The organism is Tenacibaculum retecalamus, from assembly GCF_027941755.1.
GTDB classification, from domain to species: domain Bacteria; phylum Bacteroidota; class Bacteroidia; order Flavobacteriales; family Flavobacteriaceae; genus Polaribacter; species Polaribacter haliotis_B.
This window is the reverse complement of the sequence record NZ_CP115916.1, coordinates 1,140,160-1,161,151: the sequence shown is the minus strand read 5'-3', so window position 1 is coordinate 1,161,151 and position 20,992 is coordinate 1,140,160. Positions and strand designations below refer to the sequence as shown.

General features: G+C 31.6%; 13 protein-coding genes and 2 pseudogenes. 5 read left to right on the top strand and 10 right to left on the bottom strand.

Annotation, left to right across the window (positions count from 1 at the left end; all coding sequences use genetic code 11):
* The first annotated feature begins 31 nt into the window (after positions 1-31).
* The 4 genes from PG912_RS05620 to argH all read left to right on the top strand — a co-directional run bounded on the left by PG912_RS05620 (position 32) and on the right by argH (position 4,194).
* Positions 32-967, top strand: a complete 936-nt coding sequence (locus PG912_RS05620; protein ID WP_275688799.1) for a Rossmann-fold NAD(P)-binding domain-containing protein — start codon at positions 32-34, stop codon at positions 965-967.
* Positions 968-1,059: 92 nt separating this feature from the next.
* Positions 1,060-1,836, top strand: coding sequence for an acetylglutamate kinase (gene argB / locus PG912_RS05615; RefSeq protein WP_275688798.1), 777 nt, complete (start codon positions 1,060-1,062; stop codon positions 1,834-1,836).
* Positions 1,836-2,906 (top strand): M20 family metallo-hydrolase, encoded by a 1,071-nt coding sequence (locus tag PG912_RS05610; protein WP_275688797.1) that lies wholly within the window; start codon positions 1,836-1,838, stop codon positions 2,904-2,906. The genes argB and PG912_RS05610 overlap by 1 nt, the downstream gene beginning before the upstream one ends.
* Positions 2,907-2,919: 13 nt before the next feature.
* A complete protein-coding gene (gene argH, locus PG912_RS05605; RefSeq protein WP_275688796.1) occupies positions 2,920-4,194 on the top strand; it encodes an argininosuccinate lyase in 1,275 nt (424 codons plus the stop codon).
* Positions 4,195-4,265: 71 nt separating this feature from the next.
* On the opposite strand, the gene PG912_RS05600 is transcribed toward argH, so the two are convergent.
* The 6 genes and pseudogenes from PG912_RS05600 to PG912_RS05575 all read right to left on the bottom strand — a co-directional run bounded on the left by PG912_RS05600 (position 4,266) and on the right by PG912_RS05575 (position 14,759).
* A complete protein-coding gene (locus tag PG912_RS05600) occupies positions 4,266-5,729 on the bottom strand; it encodes a glutamate synthase subunit beta (protein WP_275688795.1) in 1,464 nt (487 codons plus the stop codon).
* Between the two features lie 4 nt (positions 5,730-5,733).
* Positions 5,734-10,246, bottom strand: a pseudogene (gene gltB / locus PG912_RS05595) (glutamate synthase large subunit).
* 249 nt (positions 10,247-10,495) lie between these two features.
* Positions 10,496-11,610: pseudogene (gene leuB / locus PG912_RS05590) on the bottom strand (3-isopropylmalate dehydrogenase).
* 11 nt (positions 11,611-11,621) lie between these two features.
* Positions 11,622-12,200 carry a 3-isopropylmalate dehydratase small subunit gene (leuD, locus tag PG912_RS05585; RefSeq protein WP_275688794.1) on the bottom strand — a complete coding sequence of 193 codons (579 nt, stop codon included), beginning with the start codon at positions 12,198-12,200 and terminating at the stop codon, positions 11,622-11,624.
* 1 nt (position 12,201) lies between these two features.
* Entirely contained in the window at positions 12,202-13,584 is a 1,383-nt protein-coding gene (leuC, locus tag PG912_RS05580; RefSeq protein WP_275688793.1) for a 3-isopropylmalate dehydratase large subunit, read from the bottom strand.
* Complete coding sequence (locus PG912_RS05575) at positions 13,584-14,759, bottom strand: 2-isopropylmalate synthase (protein WP_275688792.1); 1,176 nt, start codon at positions 14,757-14,759, stop codon at positions 13,584-13,586. Before PG912_RS05575 ends, leuC begins: the two co-directional genes overlap by 1 nt.
* Positions 14,760-14,889: 130 nt before the next feature.
* Here PG912_RS05575 and PG912_RS05570 point away from each other — a divergent pair, with 130 nt between their 5' ends.
* Positions 14,890-16,452 carry a hypothetical protein gene (locus PG912_RS05570; RefSeq protein ID WP_275688791.1) on the top strand — a complete coding sequence of 521 codons (1,563 nt, stop codon included), beginning with the start codon at positions 14,890-14,892 and terminating at the stop codon, positions 16,450-16,452.
* A gap of 2 nt (positions 16,453-16,454) precedes the next feature.
* On the opposite strand, the gene metF is transcribed toward PG912_RS05570, so the two are convergent.
* From metF to PG912_RS05550, 4 genes are all read right to left on the bottom strand, one after another.
* Positions 16,455-17,411, bottom strand: a complete 957-nt coding sequence (gene metF / locus PG912_RS05565; RefSeq protein ID WP_275688790.1) for a methylenetetrahydrofolate reductase [NAD(P)H] — start codon at positions 17,409-17,411, stop codon at positions 16,455-16,457.
* Between the two features lie 222 nt (positions 17,412-17,633).
* Positions 17,634-17,882 (bottom strand): hypothetical protein, encoded by a 249-nt coding sequence (locus PG912_RS05560; RefSeq protein ID WP_260585816.1) that lies wholly within the window; start codon positions 17,880-17,882, stop codon positions 17,634-17,636.
* Between the two features lie 8 nt (positions 17,883-17,890).
* Complete coding sequence (gene metH / locus PG912_RS05555; protein ID WP_275688789.1) at positions 17,891-20,569, bottom strand: methionine synthase; 2,679 nt, start codon at positions 20,567-20,569, stop codon at positions 17,891-17,893.
* Between the two features lie 16 nt (positions 20,570-20,585).
* A complete protein-coding gene (locus PG912_RS05550) occupies positions 20,586-20,945 on the bottom strand; it encodes a hypothetical protein (protein ID WP_275688788.1) in 360 nt (119 codons plus the stop codon).
* Positions 20,946-20,992 lie beyond the last annotated feature (47 nt).

Below are 20,992 nucleotides of genomic sequence, written 5' to 3'. Positions count from 1 at the left end.
CGCAGTTTGTCGAGACCTATAGAATTATAGTATGAAAAAATATACCAATATAAACGATATAAAAAATGTTTCTAAAATTATTCAAGAAGCAATTCAATTAAAAGAAAACCCCTTTCTATTTGAAAATTTAGGAAAACATAAAACACTTGTAATGTTATTTTTCAATTCTAGCTTAAGAACAAGGTTAAGTACAGAAAAGGCGGCGAAAAATTTAGGTATGCAAGTAATGATATTAAATGTTAATGATACTTGGAATTTAGAATTTGAAGATGGTACAGTTATGAATTTAAATTCATCTGAACATGTAAAGGAGGCTACTCAAGTAATTTCTCAATACGCAGACATTATAGCCATAAGAGCATTTTCATCCTTAAAAAATAAAGAAAAAGATGAGTCTGAATTTATATTAAATAGCTTTATAAAATATGCAACAGTTCCAGTTGTAAACATGGAAAGTTCAACAGCGCATCCTTTACAAGCTTTAACTGATGCAATTACTATTGAGGAATTAAAAACTATAAAAAAACCAAAAGTTGTATTGTCTTGGGCTCCACACCCAAAAGCTTTACCACATGCAGTTGCAAACTCATTTGTAAAAATGATGCAAAATATAAATGCTGATTTTTCTATTACCCATCCGAAAGGTTATGAATTGAATCCTGAAATCACAAAAAACACGCCTATTAATCATAATCAAAAAGAAGCTCTTAGAAATGCTGATTTTGTGTATGTAAAAAACTGGAGTAACTATACTGATTATGGAAAAATTACTTCTCAAGACCCGAATTGGATGCTTACAAAAGAAAAATTAGGTACAGCTAAATTTATGCATTGTTTACCTGTTAGAAGAAATATAGTAGTTGAAGATAGTGTGCTAGACAGTAACAATTCTGTGGTAATTCATCAAGCTAATAACAGAACCTACGCAGCTCAGGTTGTGTTAAAAAAAATAATAGAGAATCTTTAAAAAAAACGTCATTCTGAATTTATTTCAGAATCTCATACATATAATAATGAGAAGCTGAATCAAGCTCTGCTTAACGATGTAAAAATTTAAATATGAAAACATTAAAAATTATAAAAATAGGAGGAAATATTATAGAAAATCCAGCAGCATTAGATAATTTTCTTATGGAGTTTTCTAAAATTGAAGCGCCAAAAATATTAGTACATGGTGGCGGTAAATTGGCCACAAAACTAGCGCAACAAATGAATGTAAAAGTTGAAATGGTTAACGGAAGAAGAAAAACCAATGCAGAAACTTTAGATATAATTACGATGGTTTACGCTGGTAAAATTAACAAGAATATTGTGGCTTCTTTACAACAAAAATCAAACAATGCTCTTGGTTTTACGGGGGCAGATGGTAATACAATTACCTCTATTAAAAGACCCGTAAAAGAAATAGATTATGGCTTTGCTGGCGATATAGTTAATGTAAACACTACTGTTTTAGAAAGTTTATTAAGTGCTAATATTACTCCTGTTTTTTGCGCCATTACTCATGATAATAATGGGCAATTATTAAATACCAATGCCGATACTATTGCCGCTGAATTAGCCATTGGTTTTGCTAAGAAACATCAAACAGAATTGTATTACTGCTTTGAAAAAAACGGCGTTTTATTAGATGTAAACAATGATGATTCTGTCATAGAAAACATCAACACAAAAAAATATAAAGAGTTGTTAAACAACAAAATAATTGCAGACGGAATGTTACCAAAAATGAATAATTGCTTTCATGCAATTAACCAAAACGTACATAAAGTTTGTATCGGAAAATCAGAAATGCTATATAATCAGAATTCAAAATTCACAACAATACAAGCTTAATGAAAACACAACAAGAATTAACGCTTGATGCGATCGAATTATTAAAAAACTTAATAGAAACGCCTTCTTTTTCATCAGAAGAGAACCAAACAGCACTGCTTATAGAAAACTGGTTTATTAGTAATACTATTCCTTTTAAAAGAAATGTTCATAATATTTGGGCAACCAATAAATATTTTGATGAAAGCAAACCTACCTTACTTTTAAATTCACATCACGATACCGTAAAACCTAATAATGGTTATACCAAAGATCCTTTTAAAGCCATTGTTGAAGATGGAAAACTATATGGTTTAGGAAGTAACGATGCAGGTGGTTGCTTAGTTTCGTTATTCGCTACTTTTACTCATTTTTATAATCAAAAAAAACTAAAATATAACTTAGTAATTGTTGCCTCTGCTGAAGAAGAAAGTAGTGGCGATAATGGTTTAAATAGTATGCTATCTATTATTCCTAATATTGATGTTGCCATTGTTGGCGAACCAACTTTATTGAATTTAGCAGTTGCAGAAAAAGGGTTGGTTGTTTTTGATGCAGTAGTAAAAGGAACGCCAAGTCATGCTGCGCATCCTAATACAAATAATGCCATTTATAACAGTATTGATGTTTTAAAATGGTTTGAAAATTATCAATTTAAAAAATCTTCGGATGCTTTAGGCGATGTAAAAATGACCATTACACAAATAAATGCAGGTAAGCAACATAATGCAATACCTTCAGAAGTAAAATTAGTTGTTGATGTGCGTGTTAATGATAAATATACAAATCAAGAAATTGTAGCTATTTTACAACAAGAGTCGCCTTGTGATACTATTGAACCTCGTGGAATAAAATTAAGTTCTTCTTCAATTCCAGTAAATCACGAATTAGTAAAAGCAGGTATTTCTTTAGGAAGAAAAACTTATGGCTCTCCTACCCTATCAGATCAGTCCGTATTAAGTTGTCCTTCTTTAAAATTAGGTCCTGGTGACAGCACACGTTCTCATACTGCCGATGAATTTATTTATTTACAAGAAATTGAAGAGGGAATTGAAATTTATATTAATGTATTAAATAAAGTAATCGTTTAAAAAATAAGATAATATGAAACTTTGGGATAAAGGATTAACCATAGACAAAAAAATAGAACAATTTACAGTAGGGAACGATAGAGAGATTGACATGCATATCGCAAAATACGATGTGCAAGCATCTTTAGCACATGCAAAAATGTTGCATAAAATTGAAATAATCAATTCAGATGAATTACAAAAATTAGAAGAAGGGCTTGATGAAATGAAACATCAAATCCAAAATAACACGTTTGTAATTGAAAATAACTTTGAAGATATACACTCTAAAATTGAATTTGAATTAACCAAAAAACATGGAGATGTTGGTAAAAAAATTCACACCGCACGTTCTAGAAACGATCAAGTTTTGGTTGCCTTACATTTATATTACAAACAGAACATAGCTGACGTAATTCAACAAACGAATACTTTATTTGATACTTTATTAGAGTTATCAGAAACTTATAAAAACAATTTATTACCTGGTTATACACACTTACAAGTAGCCATGCCATCTTCTTTTGGCTTATGGTTTTCTGCTTATGCAGAAGTACTAATTGACGATGTATATTTATTAGAAGCCGCTTTTAAAGTGGTTGATCAAAACCCTTTGGGCTCTGCTGCTGGTTACGGAAGTTCTTTTCCGATTGATAGAGCTTTCACAACACAAGAGTTGAATTTTTCTACGTTAAAATACAATGTTGTTGCTGCACAAATGAGCAGAGGTAAAAGTGAACGAACAATTGCAGCGGCTTTGGGCGGATTATGTAACACCTTAGCTCGTTTTTCGATGGATATTTGCTTGTATATGAGTCAAAATTTTGGTTTTATTTCCTTTCCAGATGAGTTAACCACAGGAAGTAGTATTATGCCTCATAAAAAGAATCCAGATGTATTTGAATTGATTAGAGGAAAATGTAATAAAATACAGGCATTGCAAACTGAAATGATTTTAATTACCAATAATTTACCGAGTGGTTATCATAGAGATTTTCAATTATTAAAAGAAAATATGATTGCTGCTTTTGAAGAAGTGAAGAGTATTTTAGAAATTTTCAATTTTTCTATCAAACAAATTATTGTTAAAGAAGTAAATCCGAATGATGAAAAATACAAATTTTTATTTACAGTTGATAATATGAATACATTGGTAGAAAACGGGATGACCTATAGAGATGCCTATAAAAATATTGGCGCTAAAGTTGAAGATGGAACATATAAGCCAGATACTTCAAAAAAACATACACACGTAGGTAGTATTCATAATTTAAGTTTAGATAAAATTAAAGCCAAGTTTCCGAAGTAAAAAATAAGAGTATGATTTTGCCAAAATCATACTCTCAAAACTTCCCTTTTTCAAAAAAATTCAATTCTTTATTAAATCCCTACTAAATCTCCACTCGCATTTTTAGAAGGTAATTCTGATTTTCCCATTAAATAAATATCAACTTGTCTTGCTGCTTCTCGACCTTCTGAAATTGCCCAAACAATTAATGATTGCCCTCGACGCATATCTCCTGCCGCAAAAATATTCGGAATGTTGGTTTGGTATTTTCCATAAGTTGCTTTATAATTAGAACGAACATCTTTTTCAATACCTAATTTATCCGCTAAAGTACTTTCCGGACCTGTAAAACCTAACGCTAACAAAGCCAAATCACAAGGCCATGTTTTTTCTGTCCCTTCAATTTCAATAAGCTGAGGTCGTTGTCCATGAACCATTTTCCATTCTACATTTACTGTTTTTAAAGCAGTTAAATTTCCGTTTTTATCTTTAACAAACTCTTTGGTATTTATTAACCAATTTCTTTCTACACCTTCTTTATGAGAAGTAGATGTTTTTAATTGTAAAGGCCAATAAGGCCATGGTGTAGTTGGTGAACGGTGCCCTGGTGGTTTTGGCATAATTTCGAAATTTACAACCGATTTTGCACCTTGACGATTTGAAGTACCAATACAATCAGATCCTGTATCTCCACCTCCAATAACAATTACATTTTTATCAGTAGCTAAAACTTGGTTTTCAACATCTTTTCCTAAAACTACTTTAGTTTGTTGGGTTAAAAAATCCATGGCTTGTACAACGCCATTTGCCTCGATACCTGTTGTTGGTAAACTACGTCTTTCGGTAGCACCACCACATAAAACCACTGCATCAAAATCTTTTAAATCTTCTACATTATAATTAACACCAACATTTACATTGGTTTTAAATAAAATACCTTCAGCTTTTAAAATTGCTACACGACGATCAATAATTCCTTTTTCTAATTTAAAATTAGGTATTCCGTAACGTAATAATCCTCCTACCTCATCATCTCTTTCAAAAACAGTAACCGTATGGCCGGCTCTATTTAATTGTTGCGCTGTTGCTAAACCAGCAGGTCCAGAACCTACAACGGCAACCGTTTTCTGAGTTCTATTTTTTGGTGGCTGTGGTTTTATCCATCCCTCTTTAAATGCACGTTCAACTATATTTTTTTCAATATTTTCGATAGAAATTGGATCTTCAATAATACCCAATACACATGCTTTTTCACATGGAGCAGGGCATAACCGTCCTGTAAACTCAGGAAAATTATTTGTTGAATGTAATAACCACGAAGCTTTTTTCCATTCTCCCTGATGTATCATATGATTAAAATCTGGAATTAAATTTCCTAGCGGGCAACCACTATGACAAAAAGGAATACCACAATCCATACAGCGAGAACCCTGTTTTTCTAAATCTTTTTCTGAAAGCGCAACGGTAAACTCTTTGTAATTTTTTACACGATCTTTTACAGCTGTGTACGTTTCATCTTGTCTTTCAAACTCTTTAAATCCTGTTACTTTTCCCATGACATTATGCTATTGTTAATTCTTCAAACATTGGTTTTGCTGTTTTTATACGCTCTAAAGCACGCTTGTATTCCGTTGGCATTACTTTTACAAAGTTTTTTAAACTCGCATCCCAATCGGCTAATAAAGCAGCACCTTTTTTACTACCAGTATATAAAACATGTTTTTCAATAATCGTTTTTAATTCTACAGCATCTTCATTTAAAACCGCTTCAAAATCGATTGTTTCTGTGTTACATAATCCATTTGTAAATTTATTTTTCGCATCAAAAACATACGCAATTCCTCCACTCATACCAGCGGCAAAATTTCTTCCTGTTTTACCTAAAACAACAACTCTACCTCCTGTCATATACTCACAACAATGATCTCCAACACCTTCTACAACCGCTGTTGCACCAGAGTTACGAACCGCAAAACGCTCGCCTGCAATTCCGTTTATATAAGCTTGCCCTTCTACAGCACCGAATAAACAAACATTACCTACAATGATGTTATTTTCTGCTATAAAATCGGCTTTATCTGGTTTTTTTACGATTAATTTAGCTCCAGATAAACCTTTTCCTAAATAATCATTCGTATTACCATCCACTGTAAAAGTTAATCCATGTGCACCAAAGGCACCAAAACTTTGCCCTGCAGAACCGGTAAAATTAAGATTCAATGTATCTTCTGGTAAACCTAAATGCCCATAAATTTTTGACACTTCATGACTCACTATTGCCCCGACAGTACGATTTGTATTTTTTATCGGATACGTAAGATTCATTTTTTCTTTTCGATATAAAGCTCTGTGAGAATCTTTAAGGATCATAAAATCTAATACGTTTTCTAAATTATGCTCTTGAGTTTCTGTATTTTTAAGCACCATACTCTTATAAGTAGCAGGTCTGTACAAAATACTTGACAAATCTAATCCTTTAGCTTTGTAGTGCTTAATTGCTTTATTTGCGTTTATTTTATCTGTTTGACCAACCATTTCGGCTAAAGTTCTAAAACCAAGTTGCGCCATTATTTGTCTTAATTCTTCAGCTATATAATAAAAGAAATTAATTACATGCTCTGGAGTTCCTTTAAAGTTTTTACGCAACTCTTTGTCTTGCGTAGCAATACCAACCGGACACGTATTTAAATGACATTTACGCATCATAATACACCCAGATGCCACCAATGGTGCAGTTGCAAAACCAAATTCTTCGGCTCCTAATAAGGCAGCAATTGCTACATCTCTACCTGTTTTTAACTGTCCGTCACACTCAACAACGATTCTACTTCTTAATTTATTTAAAACCAGTGTTTGTTGTGCTTCTGCCAAACCAAGTTCCCAAGGTAAACCAGCGTGTTTTAATGAGGTAAGCGGTGAAGCTCCTGTACCACCATCGTAACCAGAAATTAAAACTACATCAGCTTTTGCTTTTGCAACACCTGCTGCAATGGTACCTATACCTACTTCTGATACTAATTTTACATTTATTCTTGCATCTCTATTAGCATTTTTTAAATCATAAATTAATTGTGCTAAATCTTCAATTGAGTAAATATCGTGGTGTGGCGGCGGAGAAATCAATCCTACAAAAGGAGTTGAATTTCTTGCTGCAGCTATCAATGGCAATACTTTTTCACCAGGCAACTGACCTCCTTCTCCTGGTTTTGCGCCTTGTGCCATTTTTATTTGAATCTCTTTTGCGCTTGATAAATAATGAGAAGTTACTCCAAAACGCCCAGATGCAACTTGTTTAATTGCTGAGTTCCTGCTATCACCATTTACATCTTTTTGAAAACGTTTTCTGTCTTCACCACCTTCTCCTGAATTAGATTTTCCGCCAATTCTGTTCATAGCAATGGCTAAGTTTTCATGAGCTTCACGAGAAATAGATCCGTAAGACATGGCTCCTGTTTTAAAACGTTTCACAATCTCTGTCCAAGGTTCTACTTCATCTAAAGGAATTGGATCTAAATTATTAAATTCAAACAAACCACGAATGGTCATTAAACTTTCTGACTGCTCGTTAATCGCTTTTGCATATACATTATAACTATCCGGGTCGCTTAACCTTACAGCTTGTTGTAATTTTGCAACTGTAGTTGGGTTAAATAAATGACGCTCTCCATTTCTTCTCCATCGGTAATTACCTCCAATATTTAAACTTAAATTTTTATCTATTTCTTTATCTGGATACGCTTGTTTATAACGTTTATCTATTTCTTTTTCTATTTCATACAAACCTATACCTTCAATTCTTGAGGCGGTATATGGAAAATATTTTTCAACAAATTGTGAGTTAAAACCAACAATTTCAAAAATTTGAGAACCTCTGTACGAATGTAAAGTTGAGATTCCTATTTTATTCATCACCTTTAAAATCCCTTTTCCGATAGCGGTATTAAAATTATCAACTGCTTTTTGCTCATCCATTCCAGTAATAAAACCTTCTTTTACCTGAGAACGGATAATTTCATTTACCATATACGGATTAATAGCACTTGCACCATACCCAAATAAAGTGGCAAAATGATGTGGCTCACGCGGTTCTGCCGATTCAATAATAATATCGAAAAAAGAACGCTTACGTAATCTGTTTAATTGGTGATTTACAAACGAACACGCTAATAAAGCTGGTATGGGTGCAAACTCTTTATTTACACCTCTATCAGAAAGTATAATAATGTTTGTTTTTCTTGTTAATGCTTTTTCAACCTGAACAATAATAGCTTCTAAAGCATCTTCTAACCCGTTAAGTCCTTCTGATTTTTTGTATAAAATCTCTATCGTTTCAGCTTTAAAACTTTCTACCGATATGTTTCTTATTTTTTCTAAATCATCGTTAGATATTACAGGATTTTGGATTTCTAATTTTCTACATTGTCTTTCGGTAATGCTAAAAATATTTCTGTCTTTTCCTAAATTTAAACTAATGTCTGTTACAATTTCTTCACGAATACCATCTAAAGGCGGATTGGTTACTTGTGCAAATAATTGCTTAAAATAACTTGAAATTAATTGAGGTTGGTCTGATAAAACTGCTAACGGTGTATCAATTCCCATCGACCCTAACGCTTCTTTACCTACAATTGCCATTGGTGTTATTACTTCTTGAATATCTTCGAAAGTATAATTAAATAAACGCTGACGTGTTTTTATATCGATAGATTCTATCGGACAAGTTTCGCTTGTATAAGGAACATCTTTTAAATGTAAACGTGTTTTATTTAACCATTCTTGATAAGGTCTTTCTGAAACAATTTTACTTTTTATTTCTTCATCTTCAATAATTCTACCTTCATTCATATCCACCAAAAACATTTTTCCTGGCTCTAATCTTCCATGCTCTTTTACATCTTCTGGCGCTACATCAACCACACCAATTTCTGAAGACATAATTAAGTTTCCACTCTTTGTTACTGTATACCTTGAAGGTCTTAATCCGTTTCTATCTAACAAAGCGCCAATATAATCTCCATCCGTAAAAGGTACTGATGCTGGCTTCATCCCAAGGCTCCATAATACAACCATTATATTCGTAAAAAGCTTTTCTTTCTTCTGACATGGTTTTGTGTTTTTCCCAAGCTTCAGGAATCATCATCATCATAATTTCTGGTAAAGAACGCGCTGTGTGCGTTAATAATTCTACCACCATATCCATAGAAGCAGAATCAGATTTTCCTGGTAAAATTATAGGGAATAATTTGTCTATTTGCGGATCGAAAACATCACTTTTCATAATTTCTTCTCGAACTCGCATTCTACTTACATTACCACGTAAAGTGTTTATTTCTCCGTTTTGACACATATGCCTAAAAGGCTGTGCTAGTTCCCAAGTTGGCATTGTATTGGTAGAAAAACGCTGGTGTACTAAGGCTAAACGCGTAACTAAATCTGTTTCTTGTAAATCTTTATAATAAGGCCCAATATCTTCAGGCATAATAACACCTTTATAAATAATAGTAGTTATTGATAAACTTGGAACATAAAAATAGGCACTTTCAGAAATTTTAGATTTTCTGATAATATGCTCTGCTATTTTACGTGCCACATATAATTTTGCTTTAAAATCGGCTTCTGTTATCCCTTTTGTTTTATGAATAAAAAGTTGTTCAATATTAGGTTCTGATGCTAATGCTATTTCACCTAATTGGGTAGAATCTACAGGTACTTCTCTCCACCCTAAAATAGAAAGCCCTTGAGATACTAGCTCTTTTTCGAAAGTTGTTTTACAAAAAATATATTGATTTAAATTTTTAGGTAAAAACACCATTCCTACTGCATATTCTCTTTGATTTGGAATAGAAAAATCACAAACTCGTTTAAAATAAGCATGCGGAATATCGATTAACAAACCTGCACCATCTCCCGTTTTTCCATCAGAACTAACACCTCCTCTATGCTCTAATTTTACTAATATTTCTAACGCATCATGTATAATTTTATTCGTTCTTTCTCCATTCAAATTACAGATAAAACCTGCACCGCAATTTTCATGTTCAAATTCGGGTAAGTATAAGCCTTGTTTTTTCATTGTTAATTATATTATATTTACTAAAATAGCTTTTTTAATAAAAATAAATCAACAAAATGGATAAAAAACACAATTAAACATACGAACAACTTGTTTTTATTGAATTTTAATAACAAATCAATAATCAAAGTACTTCTTTAGTAAAAACAAAACACTTTTATAAACTTAAAAAGAATCAACAAAAAACACCATTGTAATTTCTTTTGGTAAAGAAACTACAATGGTGTTTTATAAATATGTGAATTTAGGCTAGATAATTGTGCTCTGACCTGCGTGAATATTATTAAAATTCATGTCACTATCTTCTTGATTGTATATATAATCTGCAATAAAATCTCCCACTTTGCTTGTTCCGAAGTTTTTATCAGAATTAATATCTTCTGTGGTAATGCCTAATTCTAATGATTTTTCTACTGCTTTTTCTATAACTATTGCTTCTTCATCTAAACCTAAATGATTTAATAGCATTGCTGCTGATAAGATAGAGGCTAAAGGATTTGCGATGTCTTTACCTGTTGCTTGCGGAAAAGAACCGTGAATTGGCTCAAACAATGCGTTTTCTTTTCCTATTGATGAGGATGCTAATAAACCTATAGAACCACCAATAACGCTTGCTTCGTCTGATAAAATATCGCCAAATAAATTTTCGGTAAGAATTACATCAAACTGTTTTGGGTTTAAAATTAACTGCATTGCAGCATTATCTACAAATATAAAATTTAACGTTACATCAGGATAATTACTAGCCAAAGCAGTAACTGTTTTTCTCCATAATCTAGATGTTTCTAAAACATTTGCTTTATCAACCAATGTTAGTTTTTTACGTCTCTTTTGTGCTGCTTTAAATGCTAAATGAGCAATACGTTCTATTTCTTCTACTGAATAAGAGCATCCATCAAAAGCAATTTGTTTATCATCACTAAGTTCTTTAATACCAAAGTAAATTCCGCCAGTTAACTCTCTGTAAATTGTAATATCAGTTCCTTCAATAATTTCTCTTTTTAAAGGAGAATTTTCTATTAATTGCTGATATGCTTTTACAGGGCGTTCGTTACAAAACAATCCTAATTCTTTTCTTAATTTTAACAATCCTTGTTCTGGACGCACTTTAGCCGTTGGATCATTATCATATTTAGGATGGCCAATTGCACCAAATAAAATAGCATCACTTTTTTTACATAAAGAAATTGTTTTATCTGGTAACGGATTACCTGTTTTATCAATAGCACAGGCACCCATTAAGGCTTCTTTAAATATAAATGTATGTTCATATACATTTGCAATTGCATTTAAAACTTTTTGCGCTTGTAGGGTTACTTCTGGCCAATACCATCTCCGGGGATAACTGCTATATTAAATTTCATTTTTTTATCTTTTATAATGACGCTTCAAAAGCTTCTATTTTATCTTTTTTACTTACTAAAAAATCAATATCATCATACCCATTAATTAAGCATAGCTTTTTATAGGAATTAATTTCAAATTCGCTGGTTCCTACTGGTGTTTTAATTATTTGGTTTTCTAAATCGATAATTATAATCGTATCTGGTTGTTGTGCCACTCTTTCAAGTAACTTATTTAAAAACTCTTCAGATACTTGCACTGGTAAAATGCCATTATTTAATGCGTTTCCTTTAAATATATCGGCAAAAAAACTACTGATTACTACTTTAAAACCGTAACCAGCTAATGCCCACGCTGCATGTTCTCTACTTGATCCGCAGCCAAAATTATCGCCAGCAATTAATATGCTTCCTTTATAATTTTTATTATTTAAAATAAAACTCTCATTTACACTTCCATCTTTATGATAACGCCAATCTCTAAACACATTATCGCCAAACCCTTTTTTATCGGTTGCCTTTAAAAAACGAGCTGGAATAATCTGATCTGTATCTACATTTTCAGTTGTTAATGGAACCGCTGTATCAATTAATTTTACAAATTTTTCCATCTTAATTTAAGTGTTTCGTTATGTCAATAATTTTCCCTTCTACTGCTGTTGCTGCTGCCATTAACGGACTCGCTAAAATGGTTCTTGCCCCTTGTCCTTGTCTTCCTTCAAAATTTCTGTTAGACGTAGAAACACAATATTCTCCTTCAGGAATTTTATCATCATTCATTGCTAAACAAGCTGAACAACCTGGTTGACGTAATTCAAATCCTGCTGCTTCAAAAATAGTTTGCAAGCCTTCTTTTTGAATCTGTTGCGCTACTTTTTGTGAGCCAGGTACTAACCAAGCATTTACATTTCCTGCTTTTTGCTTTCCTTTTACATAATTAGCTACTTCTCTAAAATCTTCTATTCTAGAATTAGTACAACTACCTATAAACACATAATTAACTTCTTTGTTAATAAGACTTTCTCCTTTTTTAAAGTTCATGTAGGCTAATGATTTTTCGAACGATGCGTCATTATCTGTAGGAATATTTTCAGATATTTTAATTCCCATTCCTGGGTTTGTACCATAGGTAAGCATTGGTTCAATGTCTTCTGCATTAAAACTATATTCTTGATCAAACTTAGCATCAGCATCTGATGGTAATGTTTTCCAATAAGCTACTTTTTTATCAAATTCACTCTCTTTTGGTGCAAACTCTCTATCTTTTACATAATTAAAAGTAGTTTCATCAGGAGCAATCATTCCGCCTCTTGCACCCATTTCAATACTCATATTACAAACGGTCATACGGCCTTCCATAGACATTTCTTCAAATACATTTCCTGCATATTCACAAAAATATCCTGTGCCCGAATTGGTTCCTAATTGAGCAATAATGTATAATATAACGTCTTTAGGAGATACCCCATTTTTTAATTTTCCATTTACAGAAACTCGTAAACTTTTAGGTTTTTGTAACAATAAACATTGACTTGCAAATACTTGTGCTACTTGACTGGTACCAATACCAAAAGCGATGGTACCAAAAGCACCGTGAGTAGAGGTATGACTATCTCCACAAACCATGGTCATTCCTGGTTGTGTAATTCCTAATTCAGGAGCAATAACGTGTACAATTCCGTTATTTTCATGTCCTAACTCATATAAAGTAATATCGTTTTCTTTACAGTTTTTTGTTAACTGTTCTAACTGATTTCTAGACAACTCATCTTTAACAGGTAAATGTTGATTTACTGTTGGTGTATTATGATCTGCCGTTGCAACAATTTTATTTGGTCGCGCAACAGGAATGTTACGTTCTTTTAACTCATTAAAAGCTTGCGGACTGGTAACTTCGTGAATTAAATGTTTATCTATATATAAAACTTGTGGTCCGTCTTTAACTGTATCTACCACATGAGCATCCCATACTTTGTCAAATAATGTTTTTCCCATTAGGCAATTGCTATTTTAGATATTTTGTTTACTTTTTTCATTATTAAATGCAAATCGTCGTCTATTATTTCTTTTTGTTTATCAGCAAAATTTAAAAAAGTTTTATAGGCTGAATCTAATTGTATTTTGGTTAACTCATACCCTATTTTTTTTGCTCTATAAGCCAATGCTGCTCTACCACTTCTTGCGGTTAGTACAATGGCACTTTCGGTAACTCCTACATCGGCAGGATTCATAATTTCGTAAGTTTCACGGTTTTTAATTACACCATCTTGATGAATTCCAGAACTGTGTGCAAATGCATTTGCACCAACAATTGCCTTATTTGGTTGTACTGGCATTCCCATACTTTCACGAACCATGATACTTGTATCGTATAACAATTGAGTATTTATATCGGTTTGTAAATTTAAATACGGGTGTTGTTTTAAAATCATTACAACCTCTTCTAAAGCAGTATTTCCTGCACGCTCTCCTATTCCGTTAATCGTACATTCTATTTGTCTTGCTCCGTTAATTGCACCTGCAATAGAGTTTGCGGTTGCTAATCCTAAATCGTTATGACAGTGACAAGAAATTATAACATTTTCAATTCCTTTTACATGCTCTTTTAAATACTTAATTTTTGCTCCGTATTCTTCAGGTAAACAATAACCTGTTGTATCTGGAATATTTAAAACAGTAGCGCCAGCTTTTATCATTTCTTCACAAACTTTGGCTAAAAAAACATTATCTGTTCTTCCTGCGTCTTCTGCATAAAACTCTACGTCATCTACAAAATTTTTAGCATAAGAAACTGCTTCTTTACCTCTTCTTATTACTTCATCTTGTGATGAATTAAATTTATACTTTATATGTGAGTCACTTGTTCCAATTCCTGTATGAATTCTTGGTTTTACAGCGTATTTTAAAGCTTGAGCTGCTACTTCTATATCTTTTTTAACGGCTCTTGTTAAACCACAAACGGTTGCGTTTTTTACAATTTTTGCAATTTCGTTTACCGAAGTAAAATCTCCTGGGCTAGAAACCGGAAAACCAGCTTCAATAACATCAACACCTAAAAAATCAAGTCTTTCAGCTATAATTAGTTTTTGCGTTGTATCTAATTTACATCCAGGAACTTGCTCTCCGTCTCGTAAAGTGGTGTCGAAAATTTGGACTTTATCGTTATTCATTAATTTAAAATAATTGTCATTATATAAATCAAATGTATATATTGGTTTTCTTTACACGCTTTATTCTATTTGTTACTTACGATATTAAAAAGGTGTAAAAAAAACACAAAAGACTAAAAAACAGCTAATTATGAATAAATCAATTACATCATCCAATCAACAAAACGATATGCTGTTTGTTTTGATAAAGTCTTTATCTAAGTCTGAAAAACGTCAATTTAACCTTTATGTTGGTCGTTTAGACGGTAATAATGATGCTAAATTTTTTTCTCTTTTTAAATTTTTAGAAAAGCAAAAGAAGTACGACGAAAAAGGTATTATAAAAACAGGTATTGTAAGTAAACAACAATTATCAAATTTAAAAGCGCATTTGTACAAACAAATTTTAATTAGTTTACGAATGAATCCTGCGCATAAAAATATTCGAATTCAAATACGAGAATTATTAGATTTTGCTACAATTTTATATCAAAAAGGCTTGTATAAACAAAGTTTAAAATTACTTGATAAAGCAAAAAATACGGCAATTGATAATCAGGAAAAAAATATTGCTTATGAAATTGTTGAACTAGAAAAAGTTATTGAAAGTCAATACATTACCAGAAGTATTAGCACTAGAGCTGATGAGTTAACAATTCAAGCTAAAGAATTAAGTCAGCAGAATGTAATTACTAGTAAATTATCTAATTTATCATTACAATTATACGGTACTTTATTAAAAACTGGCTATGTAAAAAATGACACTGAATTAAAAAAAGTAAACTCTTATTTTAACTTAAAATTACCTAATTATGAATACGGAAATTTAGGTTTTAGAGAAAAACTTTGGTTATATAAAGCCAATTTATGGCATAGTTTTTTAACACAAGATTTTTTACAAAGTTATAAATACGCCAATAAATGGGTTGATTTATTTAAAAACGAACCTAAAAACATCCAAATTCACCCTGTTTTTTACTTAAAAGGGAAAAATTACTTATTAGAAAGTTTATTTTTCATTAAACATTATACCTTATTTAAAAAAGAACTGACTCTTTTTGATGAAGAGATTAAAAACAACGTAATTCCACAAAATAGTAATACTGAAATTTTAATTTTTCAATATTATTATGCAAATAAATTACACTTGCATTTTTTAAATGGTAGTTTTTCTGAAGGTGAATATTTGGTAGAAACCATCAATAATAAAATTAATGTTTATAAAGACCGATTAGACAACCATCATATTGTGGTTATGTATTATAAAATTGCTTGTTTATACTTTGGTATGGGTAAAAACAAAGAATGTATTTTATATTTAGATAAAATTATTAAATCTAAAATAATTCATGTTGCAGAAGACTTACAATGCTTTGCCCGAATTTTAAGTTTAATTGCGCATTATGAATGTGGTTTAGATTATGATTTTGAGCGACAATTTAAAGACACCTATCGCTTTTTATTAAAAATGGAAAACCTTCAGGAAGTTCAGAAAGAATTTATTTCATCAATAAAAGCGCTAGGTGACGTATTTCCTCATCAAATTAAAAAGGAATTTAAAAAAATATATGACCGTTTAAAAATTTACGAAAATCACCCTTATGAAAAAAGAGCTTTTTTATATTTAGACATATTGTCGTGGCTAGAATCTAAAATAGAAAACAAGCCAGTTGCACTAATTATAAAAGAAAAAATAGCTAAAAACAAACGCTAATTTTAAAATAATGCCTTTGCAATCGCTTTAACATTATCGCTTTTTCCCATAGAGTAATAATGCAATAAAGGTACTCCTGCAGCAAGTAACTCTTTAGATTGCTCAATACACCATTCTACTCCTATTTGTCTTACTTCTTTATTATTTTTACAACTATCTATTGATTTTATTAAAGTTTCTGGTAAATCTATTTTAAAGACTTGTGGTAATAATTGTAAATGACGTTTAACCGAGATTGGCTTAATTCCTGGAATAATAGGTACTGTAATTCCTATTTTTCTTGCTGCATCTACAAATTCAAAATATTTTTGATTGTTAAAAAACATTTGAGTTACCACATAATCAGCACCTGCATCTATTTTTTCTTTCAATCGCTTTAAATCTGTTTGTAAAGATGGTGATTCTAAATGTTTTTCAGGATAACCAGCAACTCCAATACAAAAATCAGCTTTATGGTTGGCTTCAATTACATCGTGTAAATACTTTCCAGTATTTAAACCCTGAATTTGACTTACCAATTCTGTTGCATATTGATGACCTCCTTTTGTAGGTTCGAAATATTTTTGATGACTCATCGCATCACCTCTCAAAGCCATTACATTTTCAATGCCTAAATAATGGCAATCTACCAATAAATACTCTGTTTCTTCTTTGGTAAAACCACCACATAAAACATGCGGAACCGTATCTACATCATATTTGTGCTTTATTGCTGCACAAATACCAACCGTTCCTGGTCGCATTCTGGTTATTTTTCTATCTAATAATCCATTTCCTTTATCAATATATAAATGTTCTTCTCTTGATGTGGTTACATCAATAAAAGGCGGATTAAATTCCATTAAAGGATCTATATTGTTATATAAATCTTGAATATTATTTCCTTTTTTTGGCGGAATGATTTCAAACGAAAACAATGTTTTTCCGTTTGCTTTTTTAATGTGATCTGTTACCTTCATAAGTTACTACAAAGGCATATTTAATTATATAAATGATGCTATTAATAATGATATTGTAAACATTACCAGTAATTGAATTATAAACTTAATTTCTAAACGATACTTTTTCACTTGTTACAGTTTTTATGAATTTTTACAGTTCAAAATTACAATCGTTTTTAAGTTTACATTTTACCTAAAAGATAATTTATTGTTAATTAAATACGCACTTTTTTTTATGTTTTATAGTTGTTTTAATAATTGATTTTTAACCGATTCGTACGACTCTTTATATTCCCAATAAATCCATCTACCTTCTATATAATCGGTTAAAATATATTTATCACTCAAAGATTTAATTCTACTAACGGCAATTGTTTTAGGAGAAAAATTTTCAGCAATAACCTCAACCGTTATTTCCTCATTATTTTCATCATAACCATGAGAAATAATATGATTTTTAAGATGTAATTCTATAAATTTCTGACTCATTCTATTTTTTAATTATCAGCTATCGCTGGATGCAACCATTTACGAGCTTTATCTAATGTTATTCCTTTTCTGTTAGCAAAATCACGCACCTGATCGTCTGTAATTTTTCCTAATCCAAAATATTTAGCTTCTTCGTTTCCAAAATAATATCCAGAAACTGCAGCTGCTGGCCACATTGCTAAACTTTCTGTTAACGTTACGCCTATTTTTTCTTCAACATTTAGTAAACTCCAAATCGTTTCTTTTTCTAAATGATCTGGGCATGCTGGATATCCTGGTGCCGGACGAATTCCTTTATAGGTTTCCTTAATTAAGTCTTCATTAGATAATGTTTCATCAAATGCATATCCCCAATGTTTGGTTCTTACTCTGTGGTGTAAATATTCTGCAAAAGCTTCGGCAAAACGATCGGCAATTGCTTGTACCATAATTGCATTATAATCGTCTTCTTTTTCTTTATATTTTTTGGCTAATTCATCGGCGCCATAAATAGCCGTACAAAATGCCCCCATATAATCTTGTTTTTTAGCTTCTTTTGGCGCTATAAAATCTGACAAAGCAAAACTTGGTTTTCCTGCTCGCTTTTTTAATTGCTGACGTAAGGTTCTAAAAATGGCTATTTCTTCTCCCTTTTTCTGAATTGAAATATCATCATCATTAACGGTGTTTGCTTCAAACAAACCAAATATTCCTTTTGGCTTTAGTAATTGTTTGGTAATAATTTCATCTAAAATCACTTTAGAATCTTCATATAACTGTGTTGCTTGCTCTCCAACTACCTCATCAGTTAAAATATCTGGATATCTACCGTGTAAATCCCAACTTCTAAAAAATGGACTCCAATCAATAAATGGTAATAATTCTTTTAAACTTACTTGTTCTAAAGTTTGAATTCCTAACTCTTTTGGTTTAAAGATTGAACTTGTTTCCCAATCAATTTTAAACTTACGTTCTCGGGCTTCTTCAATAGAAATATAGGCTTTTGTTTTACCTCTTTTTAAGAATTTTTCACGAAACTTATCGTAGTCTTTTTTCAACTTTGCTACATAAGCGTTGCTAGTTTCTTTATTTAATAAATCACTTACAACAGTTACCGCTCTTGATGCATCGTTTACATGAACCACAGCATTTTTATATTGAGGATCTATTTTTACAGCCGTATGTGCTTTTGAAGTTGTTGCGCCACCAATTAATAATGGTACAGTAAAATCTTGACGTTCCATTTCTTTAGCCAAATACACCATTTCATCTAACGAAGGCGTTATTAAACCTGATAACCCAATAATATCTACTTTCTCTTTTTTAGCAGCTTCAATAATTTTTTCTGGAGCTACCATAACACCTAAATCAACAATCTCGTAATTATTACAACCTAATACAACACTCACTATATTTTTACCAATATCATGTACATCTCCTTTTACGGTTGCCATTAAAACTTTACCTAAAGCTTGTTGTTTTTCTCCTTTTTCTGCTTCAACAAATGGATTTAAATAAGCTACAGCTTTTTTCATTACACGAGCAGATTTTACTACTTGAGGTAAAAACATTTTTCCGGCTCCAAATAAATCTCCAACAACGTTCATTCCAATCATTAAATGACCTTCTATTACTTGAATTGGTTTTGCTGATTCTTGCCTTGCTTGTTCTACATCTTCAATAATAAACATATCTATTCCTTTTACTAAAGAATGTGTAATTCTTTCTTGTAAAGGCAAACTTCTCCATTCTAATACTTTTGTTTCATCTTGCTTTTTAACACCTTTTACGGTTTCTGCAAAATCTAACAAACGTTCTGTTGCGTCGTCCCTTCTATCTAAAACAACATCTTCAATATGCTCTAATAAATCTTTCGGTATATCATCGTAAATCTCTAACATTGCCGGATTTACAATTCCCATATTCATTCCTGCCTGAATTGCATAATACAAGAAAACAGAGTGCATTGCCTCTCTAACCGTATTGTTTCCTCTAAATGAAAAAGATACATTACTTACACCTCCACTTACACTTACATTTGGTAAGTTTTCTCGTACCCAACGTGTTGCTTCAATAAAATCGATGGCATTTTTTCTGTGCTCATCCATTCCGGTTGCAACAGGAAAAATATTTAAATCGAAAATAATATCTTCGGATGCAAAACATACTTTATCTACTAAAACTCTGTACGAACGTTCTGCAATTTCAATTCTTCTTTCGTAAGTATCGGCTTGCCCAACCTCATCAAAAGCCATTACAATTACTGCAGCTCCATATCTTTTAATTTGAGTAGCTTCCCAAATAAATTTTTCTTCTCCTTCTTTTAATGATATTGAATTTACAACCGATTTTCCTTGTACAACTTGTAATCCGGCTTCAATGATTTCCCATTTAGAGCTATCTATCATTAGCGGAACTCTACATATATCAGGTTCGGCTGCAATTAAGTTTAAAAAACGAACCATGGCTTCTTTTCCATCAATCAAACCATCATCCATATTTATGTCGATAATTTGAGCTCCTCCTTCAACCTGATGTCTTGCTATTGCTAATGCTTCATCAAATTTCTCTTCTTTTATTAACCGTAAAAACTTACGAGATCCCGCAACGTTTGTACGCTCTCCAACATTAATAAAGTTAGTATGTTCACTTAAAACTAAAGGCTCTAAACCTGAAAGTTTCATGTATTTTTTGTTTTTTATACTCATCTTTTAATAATGCTACTTATTTAATTCTGATATATTTTTCAATAATATCTCTATGAATTCCTGCTTCTTTTACCTCTTCTAATCCGTATTGAATTAGTGTATCTCCTACTATTTTTACAGTAAAAGGAAACACGTGACCTCTAACAGCATCAACCGAAATATAGTTTAACGTTTCTTTGTAATTATTACCTTTTAACGTATAACTACCTCCGCCTCCATAAAACCCTTCTGCTCTTGCTTTTGGTTGATTAAAAAAAGCAAAATGACTCTTGTTTATAATTTTAATAAATTCTGCTTTAGATAAATCTTTAACTTTTACCGAATCATTTTCTTTAACCTCACCATAAATAAGTTTCCAAGTACCTTGCAAAGCCAATTTTGGAGTTTCTTTTTTTCTTCTTTTACAGAATCGGTAGTTTTATT